Raw genomic sequence first — 14,267 nt, forward strand, 5'->3', positions numbered from 1 at the left:
CCCTATACTCAGGCCAGTACCGCCTGAACGGAAGTTTTCTATGAGCCACACCTTCAAGTTGAAAAATGGCGCTGTGGCAGTATTCGACCCAGACAGCGCCGTGCTTTCCATTACAACACCCCATGGAGATGTACAAAATTCCACGCTAGGCAGAGCCGAGTCACGCCTGTTGGACCTGCTGCTCATGGAGCCAGGTGTCACTAAAAGCCGCGACGAAATCATCGACTACACCTGGAATGACCGCGTGGTTGCCTCCGGCAGTTTGAATCAAACCGTTTTCTCACTACGCAATATTCTTAATGACAGTCGGGATCACGAGATTTTGATGACTGTTCCTCGACGAGGATATTGCTTCAACCGCAACTGTATAGTCGATGCAGTAGCAGATGTACCAACTCCCCCGGAGGAAACTGCGCAGCCACCTGTTCCCGACGTTGGACAAATGCCGCCACCTGTTAGTGAAGGGGCGCCAACACCTTCAGGTAAAACCAGAAAATCCATCGGCATTACAAAGCCACAACTGATCGCTTACATCGTTACGCTGGCAGTCGTTGCCTTGACTGTTTTCCAATTCGATTTCGACGCGCCAAAAATTGAAATTTCCAGCGTCGACAAGAATGGATTGGTCATCCACGCCGTAGGCAATGATCTGGCCGAGGCACAAGCGCTGATGGAACTGTCGGCCAAACAATCTGAACAGCTGCCACCAAGCCTGAAAGGTCAAGTCTGGATCAACCTGTATAAAGCCAACTACTCCGTTTCGTGCATTCGCCCGGATCTAAGCACCGCAAACCTGCAATTGAACAGCAGTGAAAGAGACCTCGCCTTGATGATTCGCCAATGCCTGGAAGTCACCTTATGAAGTTTGAGATCCCGCAAGTCATTCACTGGCCGATTATTGCCCTGATCAATGCACTGTGCATTTTTTCCTTTTTTTATTCTCCTTCGCACTACATGGAAAACACTAGCTATCAAACGAAAACCCGGCAATGGCTGGAAGATCTCAATCAACTCAACACCGAAGAGTACCTCACCATCGGTCATGGTCGACTGACTGGAACCACGCTGGAAAGCCTGAATGGACAAATCCGCAATGCGACCATTTCGGCGAATATCATCGGAGAAAACAAAACACACGTGCAGATTCAAGTCAGGAACGTCAAACTCAGTCAGGACAATGAACTCTTTGCCATTGAAAAGACCCCCGACCTGTTCTTCAGACGCCAATACGTCTTGCAAGAAGGCGCCATACTAAACTACGAATTGATACCGACGCAGAACAAGAATGCCGTGTGTTTTTACCTGCATGAACTTGGCCGTTTGCGCTGCATGAACCATTAGTCGCCCTCCCGCACCGACTTGGCACAGATTCACGTCAAACAATCTTCCAGGCAAAAATAACAGTTATTGATTTGAATCAGATGGCGCACCAGCACAAAATCCCCCGCCGATAATCTCTGGAATCGAGCCTGCTTGATTCCCGTCCGGGACAATGCCCTATACAGGGGAATCAAGTGAAAGCAATGCACTTCCTGCGAACCAGCAAATCGCCGACTTTCGGACTCCTGGCGGTTCTGTTTTTGTCTGCCATGCCACTTTATTCGCTAGCGCACGACGAGCAAGCCGTCGAAAGCACGACAATTGAATATTTTGAAATTGAAACAAGCCCCGATGACAGCCAGAAACTGTCGCATCTGAAAATTCAAACCGAAAATGAGTATCACACAGACGAGCAAGAAAGTGATTTCCCTCTCTCTGGCCCACCACAAGGTGATACCGGCTCGAGTTACGCCAACTCGCGCATAGTGCTATGAGGCCGATGCAGGCGTTGACTGGCCCCTTCTGACAACCTGACAAATATGAGTTTTTGATTTTTGCAGGTGCAATCCGGGTGAGATTATTTGCAGACCGATCCGTGGCAGAGCTGCAGCTGAAATTACGTTCTGCCTGAATAAACTGCTAATAAGGAATCGCCTCGATGCTACTGAAAAACTTCGTCACCGTGTCGTTTGGTTTATTGCTTTCTCTCAAGGCCATGGCCGACGACAAGGGCGTCTACAGTGAAAAATTGACCTGTACCGAAACCAACAAGAAGGCCCTGAATGCTGTGAAAACTGGCTATCAGGTAAAAACGGGTTATCGCATTGACGACTTTCATTCATTTTCGGCTGCAGCCATTGACCCGATGAAACCCCAATCGAAAATCTTCAGTGCGAAGGTTGACCCGCGCAACGTCCAGCACATGGACGACTCTCCATTGGACAGCAAGTACGCATTTTCGGCGGAACTGGAACTGATCCGGGGGCTCTGACATCGCTGCGCGGGCAGTCATTGCCTGACCCTAATCAATTAACAGATGAGCTTTCAACTTCATGAGTATTGCACCGCCCGATGAAATCTTTCATTTGTCTTCTGCCTTGCCAAGCCAACTGAACAGGACGATAGGAAAATGGGAAATGAGCCTTATCCCGACTGAGCATGAGGCGCACATTCGTCAACATAAGCTCTTTCACAGCCCCGAACTCCAGTGCAGTCGTCTGGAGTTCGATTCATCCGTCACTCTGGTCAGCGCCGTCCCTGCCGGATGCGTAACATTCGCCATCTCGCAGGTCCCGATTGGTCGCCCTGTCGTCAACAATTACAAACTACGGCCCAACGAAATCATCGTACTGCACAGCGATGAACCGGTGCATTATACCTGTGAACCGAATGAAACACTTTTCACCCTGACCACAACTCTGGAGCATTATGACCGGTGCCGCCAACGTCACTCGATCATCGATATACTTGCAAACAGAACAGAACACAGTTTCCAGGCTGAAAACTTTAAATTCATACGATCTGCCATTCAAGCCATCAGCGTTTCCTGTGTCGACACCAACGACGCTGATGCGGTACTTGCCTCTCTATTGCAGGCATTGACGCCCGCTGGCGGCTTCAGCCGTAAAGTCCCGACAAGAAGAAAAGTGGCGATACAAGCCATAGAGTACATTCATGAAAATACAAAAAAGACGCTGACTATCAAGTCACTCGTAAGGCAACTTGAAACCACAACCCGCACCTTGCACTTTGGCTTCATTGAAACGTTCGGGATGTCGCCAATCGCGTATATCAGGAACTTGAGACTCGCCAGTGCCCGTCGCGATCTGATTAATAAAACCTGGCCCACTGTGACTGAAACCGCGATGTTCTGGAACTTTCATCATCTGGGCCGGTTTTCCATGGCGTATCAGCTTGCTTACGGAGAGACACCGTCGGAAACGGCCAGGCGCAGTTCCGCCAAGCCCAGAAACACGACCTCATCCGCGTATAAGCAGATCGTTGGCGGGCTTTTATCAAACCCCTGAAAATAACGATTAATAATTACGTTTCACCAGGCACAGGTACCCACAATTGCTTATTTTTCCACTCAAGGAGATAAGCATGCATCATCGAATAAACACACTGCCGCTCAAGCAGAAGATCATCCTGTGCATTACCGCCTACGCCAGCGGCATCTTGTTGGCCTGGGTAATTGACTGGTACTGAAGACGTTTAATACGTGGCTACAAAGTGCACAGTGAAATAATGATACCTCGGGGTTTTCGATGGTTGCCATATATAAAGCGTTACCTGGAAGGCACGCAGTCACTGTATGTCTGATTGCTGCAGCGGGCTGGGCCGCATGGTTCTGTGCCGGATTACTGGCCGAGCCATTCATTGCACGGAAGTTGAATAACGTTTATGCCGATTTGCGTGCCGCTCAAGTCGAACCTAATGCACAGATCGACAAGGTATTGGGAACCCTCGGTGGTCTTGATCGTTCGGGCCGGGAATGCTCCGTCGAGCAATATTCACAACTGGCCGACCTGGTCAAGAACCTGCGTTTTGTTGATCAGGCGGCCATCCAGTTATCGAATGGCAAGATCTGTTCCTCCTACGGACAGGAACTGCCGTCGATACTGACCGATAACGCGAAGCGCAAGTTCTCCGTTGGAAAGCGAACCTATTGGGTCGATACCGGCCACGCCGTTTCTGCGGACACCGACTTTATCATTGTGTCGGAACAGTCAACCTACGTCTGGGCAAACAAGAAGATCCTGCTCGACAATCTGAAGCTTCCCGAGGACCTGCAACTGGACCTCATCGGCCCCGGCGGCGCAGTGCCCATTGCCTCTACGGCCCCCCACGCCCTGATGACGCAGAAGCCGCTCCACCTTGAAGAACTCGTGACCTCGGCAGACAAGGTCTTCATCGCCTTTGCGGGCAACCGAAATGAACTGATCGCCGTCATTTCGCTTCCGCTGAGCTACCTGTCAGGTCTCAAATTCAAATTATTCATTGGCCTTGTGTGCCTGTTCGCAGCGCTGCTCCTGCTCGCAAGGTGTGCCCAACGGCATTACACCTCCACTGCCGTACAGCTTCGCAATGCCATAAAAGCCAACACGCTGGGTGTTCACTATCAGCCTATCGTCAATTTGACCACGGGCTATCTGGTAGGCGCCGAATCGCTTTCACGCTGGAACGTCAACGGCACCCCTGTGCCTGCGGATGTTTTTATTCCGGTAGCTGAGAAATCCGGCTTGATCCGCCAACTTACGCGTTCGGTGATTCGGCAAGTGGCGGAGGACTACAGCACTTACCTTTGGGCGTGCAAGGACTTCTACATAACGGTCAATCTTTGCGCCCAGGACATTCAGGACCCGACCTTTCCAGACTTTGTCGCCAGCCTGCTGGCAACCTATGGCATGCCTGCGTCCGCCATGACTTTTGAAATCACCGAAAGGACCTTGCTCGACCAGAAGCCTGCCGCGATGCAATTGCGACAGCTTCGTGCGTGCGGCCATCGCATTGCCGTGGACGACTTCGGCATCGGCTATTCCAACCTGTCGCTTCTGGATTCAGTGCCTTTCGATATTCTGAAAATTGATCGCTCATTCATCGCCGACGACAAGATCGCGGCCAGGGATGCCATGTGGCGACACATTGCCCAGTTGGCCAGGTCGCTAAGACTGAAGGTGGTCGCAGAGGGTGTCGAGACTCAGGAGCAACTGCCGCACCTGGTTTCGGAGGGCGTTCTATTGGCACAGGGCTGGTTGTTCTCCGAAGCGTTGCCTATTCAAGCGTTGGCAAGACGCTACTTTCAATGTCCGCCAAACATCCCGTCCTACGACTCGAAAATATCAATCAATGATTTTCATTAGCCCCTCGAGGCCCCTCAAATGCACGCCGAACCCTAACACCAAAACCTGTACAAGGACTCCACTACAGATGCTACTTCGAAACCTTGGCTTCGCTTCTCTGCTTTCGCTGCTGTCTTTTCAGGCGCTCGCCGATGACAAAGGTTTATATCTTGGAGCTGGCGTAAGCAGCATCCAGAGCGACGAATCCAGACTGGACGACGACGACACCAGCTACAAGGTTTATGCAGGGTATCGCGTCAATAGCTACCTGGCCTTCGAGGGTGCCTACGTCGATCTCGGTCAATTCAAGGACAAGAATGTCGATTTCGAAGGCAAGTCGGCCCAGGCTGCCGCCCATGTCGGTTTTCCAATAGGTGATCGGTTGCGAGTGTTCGGCAGTGTCGGTGCTCACGCCTGGGACGCCGACGGCAATGCCACCGACGACGATACCGGGGTTGATCTGACCTACGGTGTCGGCCTGGAATTCGATGTCTTTCGCAACATCGGCCTGCGCGCTGAATACGAAGTTCTGGAGGTCGGAGAGATCGACCTGAACCAGACCACCGCATCCGCCTATATTCTTTTCTGACACCGCTGCAACTGAGCGGCCGCGCCGGTCGCTCAACGCACTCGTCGCATCGCTCCTCCCCGCCTCCCTTCCAGGCGCAATCAGGATTCCTTGCGCTCTTGTGCGGGCGCCGGGTACCACTTGTCCCTGGGCACCCACTTCTCTTGTTGCGGGTCGCCCAGGTAGTGCGGCGACATGATCTGCACGCCGTACTCGTTGAACACATCCTGGATATTGGCGTGCAGCATGCTCAACAGCACCGCTCGCGGCCGAGGCTGACTGGGAATGGCCTGGGCCACCAGTCGGTATTCCGGGTAGAAGTCCGACAGCGCCGTCTGAAACACCTGGGCCGGCGGCACTTCGAGAATCCCCGGCGTGCGTTTTGCCGCCTCCAGCAACATCGCCTCCACCTGCCGCCACGGTGTGTCGTAGCCGATGGTCACGACAGTGTCGACCACGTAACCAGGGCCTTGCACTACCCGCGAGTAGTTCTTGGTGACGGTGCCGGTGATCATCGAGTTGGGCAGGGTCAGCACCTCGCCCAGACCGGTGCGGATGCTGGTGGTAAACATGCCAAGTTCCGTCACCGTGCCTTCGTATTCGCCAATGCGCACGAACTCGCCGGGGCGCAGGGTTCGGGTGTAGGTCAGGATCAACCCCGCTGCCGCCTGGCCCACCACGCTGGTGGCGCCGAGGGAAATCATCAGGCCGATCAACACCGACAAACCTTTGAAAGCATCGGTGCCGGCACCCGGCAGGTACGGATAGGCCATGGCCAGGGCAAACAGCCAGATCGCCAGCGACGTCAGGCGTTGGGTCGGTTGCAGGGTTTCATGGTTCAGCCAGCTGAGGGTTCCCGGTGCCGCCATGCGCCGCAGTATCCGCCGCATGAACGCGGTTGCGCCGCGGGCGATAAAAAAGATCGCCAGCGCCACGCCCAAGCCGGGAATGGCACCGACGATCCCTTGCAGCAGATAGCCACCGAGCTCCAGCAGATAGTTGTTGAGGCTTTCGCCCCAGGGACGGGTATAGGGAAAACGTGACAGGACAAAGCCCAGCCATTCGTAGGTAAGCAGCAACACAACGACCCAGCGCACCAGCTCCAGCAGGCGGCTGGCCAACGGATACAGATAATTGGCATCGACCAGCGGAACCCTTCCGACTTTCAGGGCCTGGGTGTGCCGATGCATCAGTTCGGGCAGTTTCTTCAACACTCTACGCCGCACAAGCGACATGCCGAACAACAGACCGATGTATACACCGGTGGCCAGCAACGCGGCGCCTGTGGAACGCAGAATCAATCGCAGGCTGCGGGCTTCCCGGGTTTCGGCCACGACCTGGCGCAGCTTGCCAGCCGCGGCTTCGGCGGCCTGCTGGACCGAGTCGTATTCGGTCTCGTCGAAGTCCTTGGGCGAAACGATAAAGGCACGCCGGCTACCCAGCAGCACCATGTAGCTTTTTGAGATCGGGTCGAGGGTGACATTGAGGTCGTCCTCTTCATCCAGCGCCTCACCGATGACCGCTTTCGCCCGTTTAACCCGGTTGGCCGGTGCTTCGCCGAGGATGCTCGCGCGAAACACCATGATGCTGCGGTTGGCCACTTTTAATTCAACGGGAGCATCAACCACTTTCGGTGCGTCTTCGGCCCACAATTGCACCGATCCAAACATCCCGAAAACAGTAAACATTACAGCGAGCAGCCTGCTCCGCATGTGTCGGATCCTTACTTCACAAGGTTCGAATCGAGGGTACGTATCGCAGCGTAGTTCACCGATGAACGGTTGTCAGACTCGCCGGGCAGGCGATTACGCCCTGCTGGTTTGGGGTCTGCCCGCGGCAGTCGCTCAAAACACTGAAGATCCCTGTAGGAGCGAGCTTGCTCGCGAAGGCTTTGTGTCTGGCGACGTTTTTTGTGTACATATCCGTTTCCGCGGTCACGGCCACTAACGGTTCCGCCTTTACGGCGGGTTACTTGGAAAAGCCCCAAGTAACCAAGGGCTCTTGCCCCTGACGTTCGGTGCCTCGCCAAGGCTCGGCATTCCCTCGCTCCGGTCCTGCTCCGTGGGCCCGCCGCGATCGGCCATCCATGGCCGTACGCGGCTAACCCGGCATCCATGCCGGGTTGCCCACTGCGCAGAACCTGCGCTCGGCCTCACGAGGGGGCAAGAAGATCAAAAGCCAAAGCCAAAGCGAGGCGGCCTACCGGCCGACCTGGTCGCAATTGAACGCGTTCCCCTGTAGGAGCGAGCCTGCTCGCGAAAAACGCCGGGACACCGCGGGCATTCAGACAGCCCGCGTCATCGTTGACGACCATCGCGGGCAAGCCCGCTCCTACAGAAAAGCAGAGCAGAGCAGAGCAAAAGCAGATCGGCGTACACAGACGCTCTTCACCACACCACAGGCCGAGCGTTAGCTCGCCTGCCGCTCTTGATCTTGATCCACCCGCCCCCTCGGCAGGCTGAGTGGAGGTGTTCATCCGGGGATAGACGCGCAGCGTCGTTCGACGCAGTCGAACTCATTGCATGTAGGTCGCGCGCAGCCGACCGGAGGGCAATGCCCCCGGATGAATGCCGGAGCGAAGGAACCCCGAGCCCTGGCGAGGGGCCGGACGTTCGGGGCGAGCGTTTTTTTGCTTACTTTTTTTAGGCGCTTGTAAAAAAAGTGAGTCGCCGTAAGGGCGAAACCCTAAGTCGCCGTTACCGCAGCAACGGATATGCACACAGTGTTATCTGCACCCGATTCAAGGGTTGACCTGATAACCCTTGCCCTGCAAACAACTGGTGTAGGCCGTCGCAGTGTTCGCCTGGGTGGTTTTCGATTGCTCCCGGCGTTCCTGGCGCTGACGTGAAGCACCGACCACGGCGCCGGCCGCCGCCGTCTCCTTGGCGCGGTTCTGGCGGTATTGCTGTTGCACATCACTATCGACGCGGTCATACGCCTCGTCGTGCTGATTGCCGCGCACCTGGGCCGCGGTCGCGCCGGCAGCGGCCCCGACAGCAGCGCCCTTGACCCTCCCGCCGGAAGGCGTGGAAGTCGTCGAGGCACTCTGGCTGGCGGCGATGCTGTTGCATTCGTTGATGTCGGCCTGGGTTTGTTGCGAACTTTGCCCTTTCAGCGGCACCACCGTTTGCGCCCATCCCGGGGCACTGAAAACCGACAAGGCAAGGCACAGAGTGATGGGTGACAACTTTTTCATGATGACCTCCGGATGACCGTGGTTCACCCCCAAAGGAGTTTAGATCAGCCTCCGACAACCACCCGGTTACTGACCGACGGTGGGCTCGATGTCCATCACCAGTCGGCGGTCGACCCAACGCACCGGTACAGACTCCAGTTGCGCGCCTTTACACGGGCCGTCGATGCAGTGCCCGTCGGCGAAACGAAACATTGCGCTGTGATGGGCGCACATCAGGACCTTGCCTCGGTAGGTACAGAATTGCTGCGGATTGAAGTCCAGCGGCACCGAAAAATGCGGGCAACGGTTGACGTACACCCATACCTGTTCACCCTGGCGCACCGCCACCAGCCCGGCGGGATGCAATTGCCGATGCTGCGGCAGTCCCAACGCCCCGCCATCGGCAATATCATCGAGTTGACACAAGGTAATGGTAGTCATGGAAACCCGCGCAGTTCCGGGTTGCCCAGGCTCCAGTGCCAGGGGCGAATCTGAATGCTGGCGAACAGGCCCGCCTGCACATAGGGATCGTCCTGCATGAACGCTTCCACCTCAAGCAGGCTGCCCGCCTCGATGACCAGCAACGTGCCATTCATCGCCGTGCCGGCATCGTCGAGGATGGGTCCACCGAGCCGCACAACCACCCGATGGTCGCCGGTGGCACGCAAATGCGCCTGGTGCCTGGGCCGCAGACGCTGACGCAAAGCCAGCGAGTCCGGATGGTCAGTGGCGAATACCGCAAAGAACTGGCCCATGAGTCACGCTTTCTCCATGACGAATTCGTAACTCGCACGCTTGAACGGCACGTCCATACCCAGGCTGGCGGACAACATGTCATGGGTGCGGCGGTCCTCGTAGATCACCTGCAACGAATGCTTGACGCCAAACACCGCATCGGACGCCAGGTACGGATCATCGTGATTGAACAGGTGCGTCACCAGCTTGCGATAACCCGGCACCTCGATCATGAAATGCAGGTGCGCGGGCCGCCACGCATGACGGTTGGCGGCATCGAGCATGCGCCCCACCGGGCCATCGGTCGGTATCGGGTAGGCCACAGGGACAATCGTGCGAATCGCAAAGTAGCCATCGGCGTCAGTGCGATAACGCCCGCGCAAGTTACCGAACGGCTGTTCGACGTCTTGCCCTGAATACATGCCGTTCTCGGCGGTTTGCCAGACGTCGAGCACCGCATCGGCCAGCGGGTTGCCCTGGGTATCCACCACACGCCCGCGTACCAGTGCCGGCTCGCCCGGCGTGAAGGCCATGTTTTCGCCGAACTCGCGCTCGGGCATGCCTTCGATGTAGAACGGCCCGAACACGGTCGTTTCGGTGGCCGTTGCGCTGTGCCGATGGTTGATCGCATCGACCAGCATCGAAATGCCCAGGGTGTCCGACAGCAGAATGAATTCCTGGCGCACCAGGCCATCACATTTGTGCCCGGTGTCGGTCAAAAAACCGATGCCTTCGAACCACTCCTGCTCGGTCAATTCGACCTCGCGGACAAACGCATGCAGGTGGTGCACCAGGCTTTGCATGATCTGTTTGTAACGCGCGTTGGGCGCATCGTTGAAGCTGTTCACTGCCTGTTGGGAGATCAGTGACTCTATGGCTTTGTCTTTATCGGTCATTGTTGTTATTCCGACGAGGATAAGAGTGGCCGGCAGATCAGGCTGGGGCCTGACCTTTCAGAGCACGGTTCAACAACGCCTCAATCGGACCTTGTTCAAACGGCCGTGGGTTGTAGTAAGGACTGGCGCAGGCGATTTGTGCGGCTTCCACCGGGCCGTTTGCCGGGAAGCCGATGTCCGCCAATGCCAGTGGAATACCCAGTTTCTGGTTCAGTGCGTACAACAAGGCACCGACCTCGCTCGCCTCACTCCCGCCTAACGCGCGTGCAGCCCGTTGCAATGGCCCCGCCGCCGCTTCGCGGTTGTAATGCGCAGCATGGGGCAAGACGATGGCGTGCGCCTGGGCATGGGGCAAATTGAACGTGCCGCCCAAGGTGTGGCAGAGCTTGTGGTGCAAGGCCATGCCGACCGAGCCCAGGCAAATGCCCGCCAGCCACGCGCCATACAACGCGTGGCTGCGCGCCTCGGGGTCATCGGGATTGCTGACCACACCTGGTAACGCCTGCGCCAGTGAGCGAATCGACTCTTCAGCCATGAAACCGATGATCGGGTTGGCGTCCTGGGCGTACAGGGCCTCGACCGCGTGGGCCATGGCGTTCATGCCCGAGCAGGCAGATATCTGCGATGGCAGGGTCAGGGTCAATTGCGGGTCGTAGATCACTGTCCTGGGCAGGACTTTGGGATCTCGCCCGGTTTTCTTCAGGCGGTTTTCGGTCAGCCCGTAGATCGGCGTCATCTCGGAACCGGCGTAGGTGGTCGGCACCGCCACGATCGGCAGGCCGGAATCCATCGCGATCGCCTTGCCCAGGCCGATGGTCGAGCCACCGCCAATGGCCACGCAGCAATCGGCGTCCAGCCGCGCCGCCTCGATGCGCGCCGCTTGTGCCACTTCCAGCGGAACGTGCATCACGGCTTTGGGATAGACCCCGGCCGCACGATCACCGAGCAACGCGGCGACCTGCTCGCCGAGCCCGTGTTGTTCCGGCGTCGTGAGAATCAGCGCGCGCCGGGCGCCCAATCGCTCGATTTCTTCCGCCAGCGCCGAGAGCTTGCCCCAGCCGAACACCACACGGGTCGGCAGGCTTTGGTAAACGAATGGATTCATGGCAGGCCTCAGCGTTTGTAGTACGGCGGGATGTTGGCGTCGACATTGACCCAGACCGAACGGGCTTCGGTGTAATCGTGGATCGCTTCAAAACCCATTTCCCGTCCGTAGCCGGATTGGCCGACACCGCCAAACGGACTGCCCGGGTTGACCCGTTTGTAGCAGTTGATCCAGCACATGCCGGCGTGAATCGCGTCGGCCATTTTGTGTGCGCGGCTCAGGTTCTGCGTCCACAGGCCGCTGCCCAGTCCGTATTCGGAGTCGTTGGCGATGGCCAGGGCCTCTTCATCAGTGCTGAAACGCACCACGGTCACGAACGGGCCGAAGACTTCCTCCTGGCAAACGCGATCACCGGGCTTGGCCTCGACCACCGTCGGTTCGACATAAAATCCATTGGCCAACGCCTTGTCGTCCGGTGCCTTGCCGCCGGCAAGGATCTTGCCGCCCTGCTCGATGGCAATATCGATGTACGCCAGCACACGGTCGCGATGCAGCGCCGAAGTCAGCGGCCCCATTTCCGTTTCCGGGTCCAGGGGATCGCCCAGGCGGATGGACTTGGCCAGGGCGATAAAACGCTCCAGGAACCGGTCGGCGATGTCTTTGTGCAGTATCAGTCGCGAGCCGGCGATGCAGGCCTGGCCCTGGTTGTGAAAGATCGCCCAGGCCGCGCCGTTGACCGCCGCTTCCAGGTTGGCGTCCTCGAACACGATATTGGCGCCCTTGCCGCCCAGTTCCAGCTGGATGCGCTTGAGGTTGCTTTGGGAGGCTTCGACGATACGACGCCCGGTGGCGGTTGAACCGGTAAAGGCAATCTTGCCCACATCGAGGTGTTCGGCCAGTGCTTGCCCGGCGGTATGGCCGTAACCCGGCACCACGTTGACCACGCCTTTGGGGAAGCCGACTTCGGTCATCAGCTCGACGATGCGCAAGGTCGACAACGGGGTGATTTCCGAAGGCTTGATCACGATGGTATTGCCCGCCGCCAGCGCCGGGCCCATTTTCCAGCTGGTGAACATCAGCGGAAAGTTCCACGGCACGATCTGCCCCACCACGCCAATCGGCTTGCGTTGCACATAGTTGAGGAACCCCGCTTCGACCGGAATCACCGAGCCTTCGATCTTGTCGGCGATGCCGCCGAAATAACGGAAGCACGCCGCCGTGCGCGGCACGTCGAGGCCACGGGAGTCTCGGAGCGGGTGCCCGGTATTGAGGGATTCGAGCTGGGCCAGCTCTTCGCTACACGCCTCGATCCTGTCCGCCAGTTTGAGCAACAGACGCCCGCGCTCGGCGGCCCCCAGGGCTGACCAGGCCGGGAAGGCACGTTTGGCGGCGGCAACGGCCAGGTCGATGTCAGCGGCTTCGGCGGCGGCGATGCGGGTGATCAACGTACCGTCGTGGGGCGACACCACGTCAATGGTGCCGCCGGCGACGGCATCCACGAAGCGGCCATCGATATAGAGCTGATTTTGCATAATGGTTTCCTCGCACCGCGCGGCTGGCGCAGTGTTTGATGAAGTGATTCTCGGGCGCTTTGCCCGGCGCGGGGCCGGGCTGGACACAAGGTCCTAGAACTCGATCGGATACGGCTTGAGTTCACCGCTTTCGTAGCGTTGCGGCAGGTTCGGCGTGGCGTTTTCCCAGACCATCAGCATCGAGCGTTTGGTCGAGTAGCCCTGGTGACGGATGTCCGCGGGCATGGCGCAGATGTCGCCGGCACGCATGGTGATGCGCGCACGGGGATTGCCGTCGTCCTTGTCGCCGACGTCCCAGATGATTTCGTCGGACAATTGCAAGAACCACTCGATACGATCGTTGCCGTGGAACACCGGCAGAATGAATTCCTCGGTGGTCGGGCAGAACAGGCTGGCCTTGCACACCGAGGTCACCGACGGGTTCCAGGTCACGTCGGAGCGCGACAGGTACTTGAACAGGTTGAAGGCATGCAGTTCGCCCTCGAAGTCTTCGGCGGCATGGACTTCCGGTTCGTCCTGTGGCACGTCGATGAACTGGCGGTTGACCGGCAGGTCGTCACGCAGCGGCGAGTCATTCTTCAGGCCCGGCATGCGTTGGGTGGCGATGCGGGAGCGCTCGATGGCTTCGATGTTGTCGCCGTTCTTGCGGCCGAATGCGCTACCGGTTTCTTCCGGGGCGGCAAAAGGGTCGAAGGTGGCGTTGGTCCAGTCCCGCAGGATAGCCTTGAAGGTGGCCATGATCAGCGGCGTTTCGAAGTTTTCGGTGTAATTGACCCCGGCCGCCTTGAGCGTGCCGTTGAAGGTGCCGGCGTACAGGTCGACCTTGCCGTAGTAGTTGCGGGTGCCGATGACGTGGTCAAAGTTGACCCAGCCATAAAAAAAGCCCCAGGCGACATCACGCATCATGGCGCGCAGGAAGGCGTCGACCGGAATCAGGTGCGAGCGGGTCTGGCCCTTGGCCGGCCAGGTGATGCGGGCGAAATACTCGTCGCGCGACAGTTCGAAGGCGCCGAGTTTGAATGAGCGGTAGCCGGTGACGGCGTGGGGCGCGCTGGCCTGGACTTCGTCGTCGGCAAAGTGGGCGGTTTCGGCAGCGGTTTCAAGCATGGCCATGGCGGGATTCCTCTTGTTGTTGTGGGTTGGACGGTCGGGCC

Annotated in this window: 15 protein-coding genes; 7 read left to right on the forward strand and 8 right to left on the reverse strand. The window is 57.7% G+C overall.

The genetic code is table 11. The annotated features are described in order from the left end of the window. The first annotated feature begins 40 nt into the window (after nucleotides 1-40). The 7 genes from AC06G5_RS16595 (at nucleotide 41) to AC06G5_RS16625 (ending at nucleotide 5,751) form a co-directional block, all read left to right on the forward strand. The gene (locus AC06G5_RS16595) at nucleotides 41-862 is read left to right on the forward strand and encodes a transcriptional regulator (RefSeq protein ID WP_413428608.1); all 822 of its coding nucleotides are present in this window, start codon (nucleotides 41-43) and stop codon (nucleotides 860-862) included. Then, nucleotides 859-1,341, forward strand: coding sequence for a hypothetical protein (locus AC06G5_RS16600; protein WP_008023577.1), 483 nt, complete (start codon nucleotides 859-861; stop codon nucleotides 1,339-1,341). The genes AC06G5_RS16595 and AC06G5_RS16600 overlap by 4 nt, the downstream gene beginning before the upstream one ends. Before the next feature lie 182 nt (nucleotides 1,342-1,523). Then, nucleotides 1,524-1,814: a hypothetical protein gene (locus AC06G5_RS16605; RefSeq protein ID WP_413428615.1), complete on the forward strand. Its 291-nt coding sequence runs from the start codon at nucleotides 1,524-1,526 to the stop codon at nucleotides 1,812-1,814. A gap of 164 nt (nucleotides 1,815-1,978) precedes the next feature. Continuing rightward, complete coding sequence (locus tag AC06G5_RS16610; protein ID WP_413428609.1) at nucleotides 1,979-2,311, forward strand: hypothetical protein; 333 nt, start codon at nucleotides 1,979-1,981, stop codon at nucleotides 2,309-2,311. Nucleotides 2,312-2,372: 61 nt separating this feature from the next. After that, entirely contained in the window at nucleotides 2,373-3,347 is a 975-nt protein-coding gene (locus AC06G5_RS16615) for a helix-turn-helix domain-containing protein (protein WP_413428610.1), read from the forward strand. Between the two features lie 240 nt (nucleotides 3,348-3,587). Then, nucleotides 3,588-5,183: an EAL domain-containing protein gene (locus AC06G5_RS16620; protein ID WP_413428611.1), complete on the forward strand. Its 1,596-nt coding sequence runs from the start codon at nucleotides 3,588-3,590 to the stop codon at nucleotides 5,181-5,183. A 67-nt stretch (nucleotides 5,184-5,250) separates the two neighbouring features. Further along, entirely contained in the window at nucleotides 5,251-5,751 is a 501-nt protein-coding gene (locus AC06G5_RS16625) for an outer membrane beta-barrel protein (RefSeq protein ID WP_413428612.1), read from the forward strand. Between the two features lie 80 nt (nucleotides 5,752-5,831). Here the strand turns inward: AC06G5_RS16625 and AC06G5_RS16630 are convergent, their stop codons facing one another. The 8 genes from AC06G5_RS16630 to AC06G5_RS16665 all read right to left on the reverse strand — a co-directional run bounded on the left by AC06G5_RS16630 (nucleotide 5,832) and on the right by AC06G5_RS16665 (nucleotide 14,226). Then, complete coding sequence (locus tag AC06G5_RS16630; protein ID WP_480457628.1) at nucleotides 5,832-7,442, reverse strand: mechanosensitive ion channel family protein; 1,611 nt, start codon at nucleotides 7,440-7,442, stop codon at nucleotides 5,832-5,834. Between the two features lie 1,028 nt (nucleotides 7,443-8,470). Further along, nucleotides 8,471-8,926 (reverse strand): hypothetical protein, encoded by a 456-nt coding sequence (locus AC06G5_RS16635; protein WP_413428808.1) that lies wholly within the window; start codon nucleotides 8,924-8,926, stop codon nucleotides 8,471-8,473. A gap of 66 nt (nucleotides 8,927-8,992) precedes the next feature. Further along, on the reverse strand, nucleotides 8,993-9,346 hold the full coding sequence (locus AC06G5_RS16640) for a Rieske (2Fe-2S) protein (protein ID WP_413428807.1): 354 nt from the start codon (nucleotides 9,344-9,346) through the stop codon (nucleotides 8,993-8,995). Beyond that, the gene (locus AC06G5_RS16645; protein ID WP_413428806.1) at nucleotides 9,343-9,660 is read right to left on the reverse strand and encodes a YciI family protein; all 318 of its coding nucleotides are present in this window, start codon (nucleotides 9,658-9,660) and stop codon (nucleotides 9,343-9,345) included. The genes AC06G5_RS16640 and AC06G5_RS16645 overlap by 4 nt, the downstream gene beginning before the upstream one ends. 3 nt (nucleotides 9,661-9,663) lie before the next feature. Further along, a complete protein-coding gene (locus AC06G5_RS16650) occupies nucleotides 9,664-10,536 on the reverse strand; it encodes a dioxygenase family protein (protein WP_413428805.1) in 873 nt (290 codons plus the stop codon). Between the two features lie 37 nt (nucleotides 10,537-10,573). Beyond that, on the reverse strand, nucleotides 10,574-11,641 hold the full coding sequence (locus AC06G5_RS16655) for a maleylacetate reductase (protein ID WP_480457631.1): 1,068 nt from the start codon (nucleotides 11,639-11,641) through the stop codon (nucleotides 10,574-10,576). Nucleotides 11,642-11,649: 8 nt separating this feature from the next. Beyond that, complete coding sequence (locus tag AC06G5_RS16660) at nucleotides 11,650-13,113, reverse strand: aldehyde dehydrogenase family protein (RefSeq protein WP_413428803.1); 1,464 nt, start codon at nucleotides 13,111-13,113, stop codon at nucleotides 11,650-11,652. Nucleotides 13,114-13,206: 93 nt separating this feature from the next. Then, nucleotides 13,207-14,226 (reverse strand): hydroxyquinol 1,2-dioxygenase, encoded by a 1,020-nt coding sequence (locus tag AC06G5_RS16665; RefSeq protein WP_413428802.1) that lies wholly within the window; start codon nucleotides 14,224-14,226, stop codon nucleotides 13,207-13,209. Between the last annotated feature and the right edge of the window lie 41 nt (nucleotides 14,227-14,267).

Source organism: Pseudomonas sp. WT-JTC, from assembly GCF_056711565.1.

Excerpts from the sequence above, each read along its gene's own strand:
- AC06G5_RS16615 (WP_413428610.1), top strand. The coding sequence starts at position 2,373 with ATGAGTATTGCACCGCCCGATGAAATCTTTCATTTGTCTTCTGCCTTG.
- AC06G5_RS16655 (WP_480457631.1), bottom strand. The coding sequence starts at position 11,641 with ATGAATCCATTCGTTTACCAAAGCCTGCCGACCCGTGTGGTGTTCGGC.
- AC06G5_RS16640 (WP_413428807.1), bottom strand. The coding sequence starts at position 9,346 with ATGACTACCATTACCTTGTGTCAACTCGATGATATTGCCGATGGCGGG.
- AC06G5_RS16625 (WP_413428612.1), top strand. The coding sequence starts at position 5,251 with ATGCTACTTCGAAACCTTGGCTTCGCTTCTCTGCTTTCGCTGCTGTCT.
- AC06G5_RS16620 (WP_413428611.1), top strand. The coding sequence starts at position 3,588 with ATGGTTGCCATATATAAAGCGTTACCTGGAAGGCACGCAGTCACTGTA.
- AC06G5_RS16600 (WP_008023577.1), top strand. The coding sequence starts at position 859 with ATGAAGTTTGAGATCCCGCAAGTCATTCACTGGCCGATTATTGCCCTG.
- AC06G5_RS16665 (WP_413428802.1), bottom strand. The coding sequence starts at position 14,226 with ATGGCCATGCTTGAAACCGCTGCCGAAACCGCCCACTTTGCCGACGAC.
- AC06G5_RS16650 (WP_413428805.1), bottom strand. The coding sequence starts at position 10,536 with ATGACCGATAAAGACAAAGCCATAGAGTCACTGATCTCCCAACAGGCA.
- AC06G5_RS16630 (WP_480457628.1), bottom strand. The coding sequence starts at position 7,442 with ATGCGGAGCAGGCTGCTCGCTGTAATGTTTACTGTTTTCGGGATGTTT.
- AC06G5_RS16610 (WP_413428609.1), top strand. The coding sequence starts at position 1,979 with ATGCTACTGAAAAACTTCGTCACCGTGTCGTTTGGTTTATTGCTTTCT.
- AC06G5_RS16645 (WP_413428806.1), bottom strand. The coding sequence starts at position 9,660 with ATGGGCCAGTTCTTTGCGGTATTCGCCACTGACCATCCGGACTCGCTG.
- AC06G5_RS16660 (WP_413428803.1), bottom strand. The coding sequence starts at position 13,113 with ATGCAAAATCAGCTCTATATCGATGGCCGCTTCGTGGATGCCGTCGCC.
- AC06G5_RS16635 (WP_413428808.1), bottom strand. The coding sequence starts at position 8,926 with ATGAAAAAGTTGTCACCCATCACTCTGTGCCTTGCCTTGTCGGTTTTC.
- AC06G5_RS16595 (WP_413428608.1), top strand. The coding sequence starts at position 41 with ATGAGCCACACCTTCAAGTTGAAAAATGGCGCTGTGGCAGTATTCGAC.
- AC06G5_RS16605 (WP_413428615.1), top strand. The coding sequence starts at position 1,524 with ATGCACTTCCTGCGAACCAGCAAATCGCCGACTTTCGGACTCCTGGCG.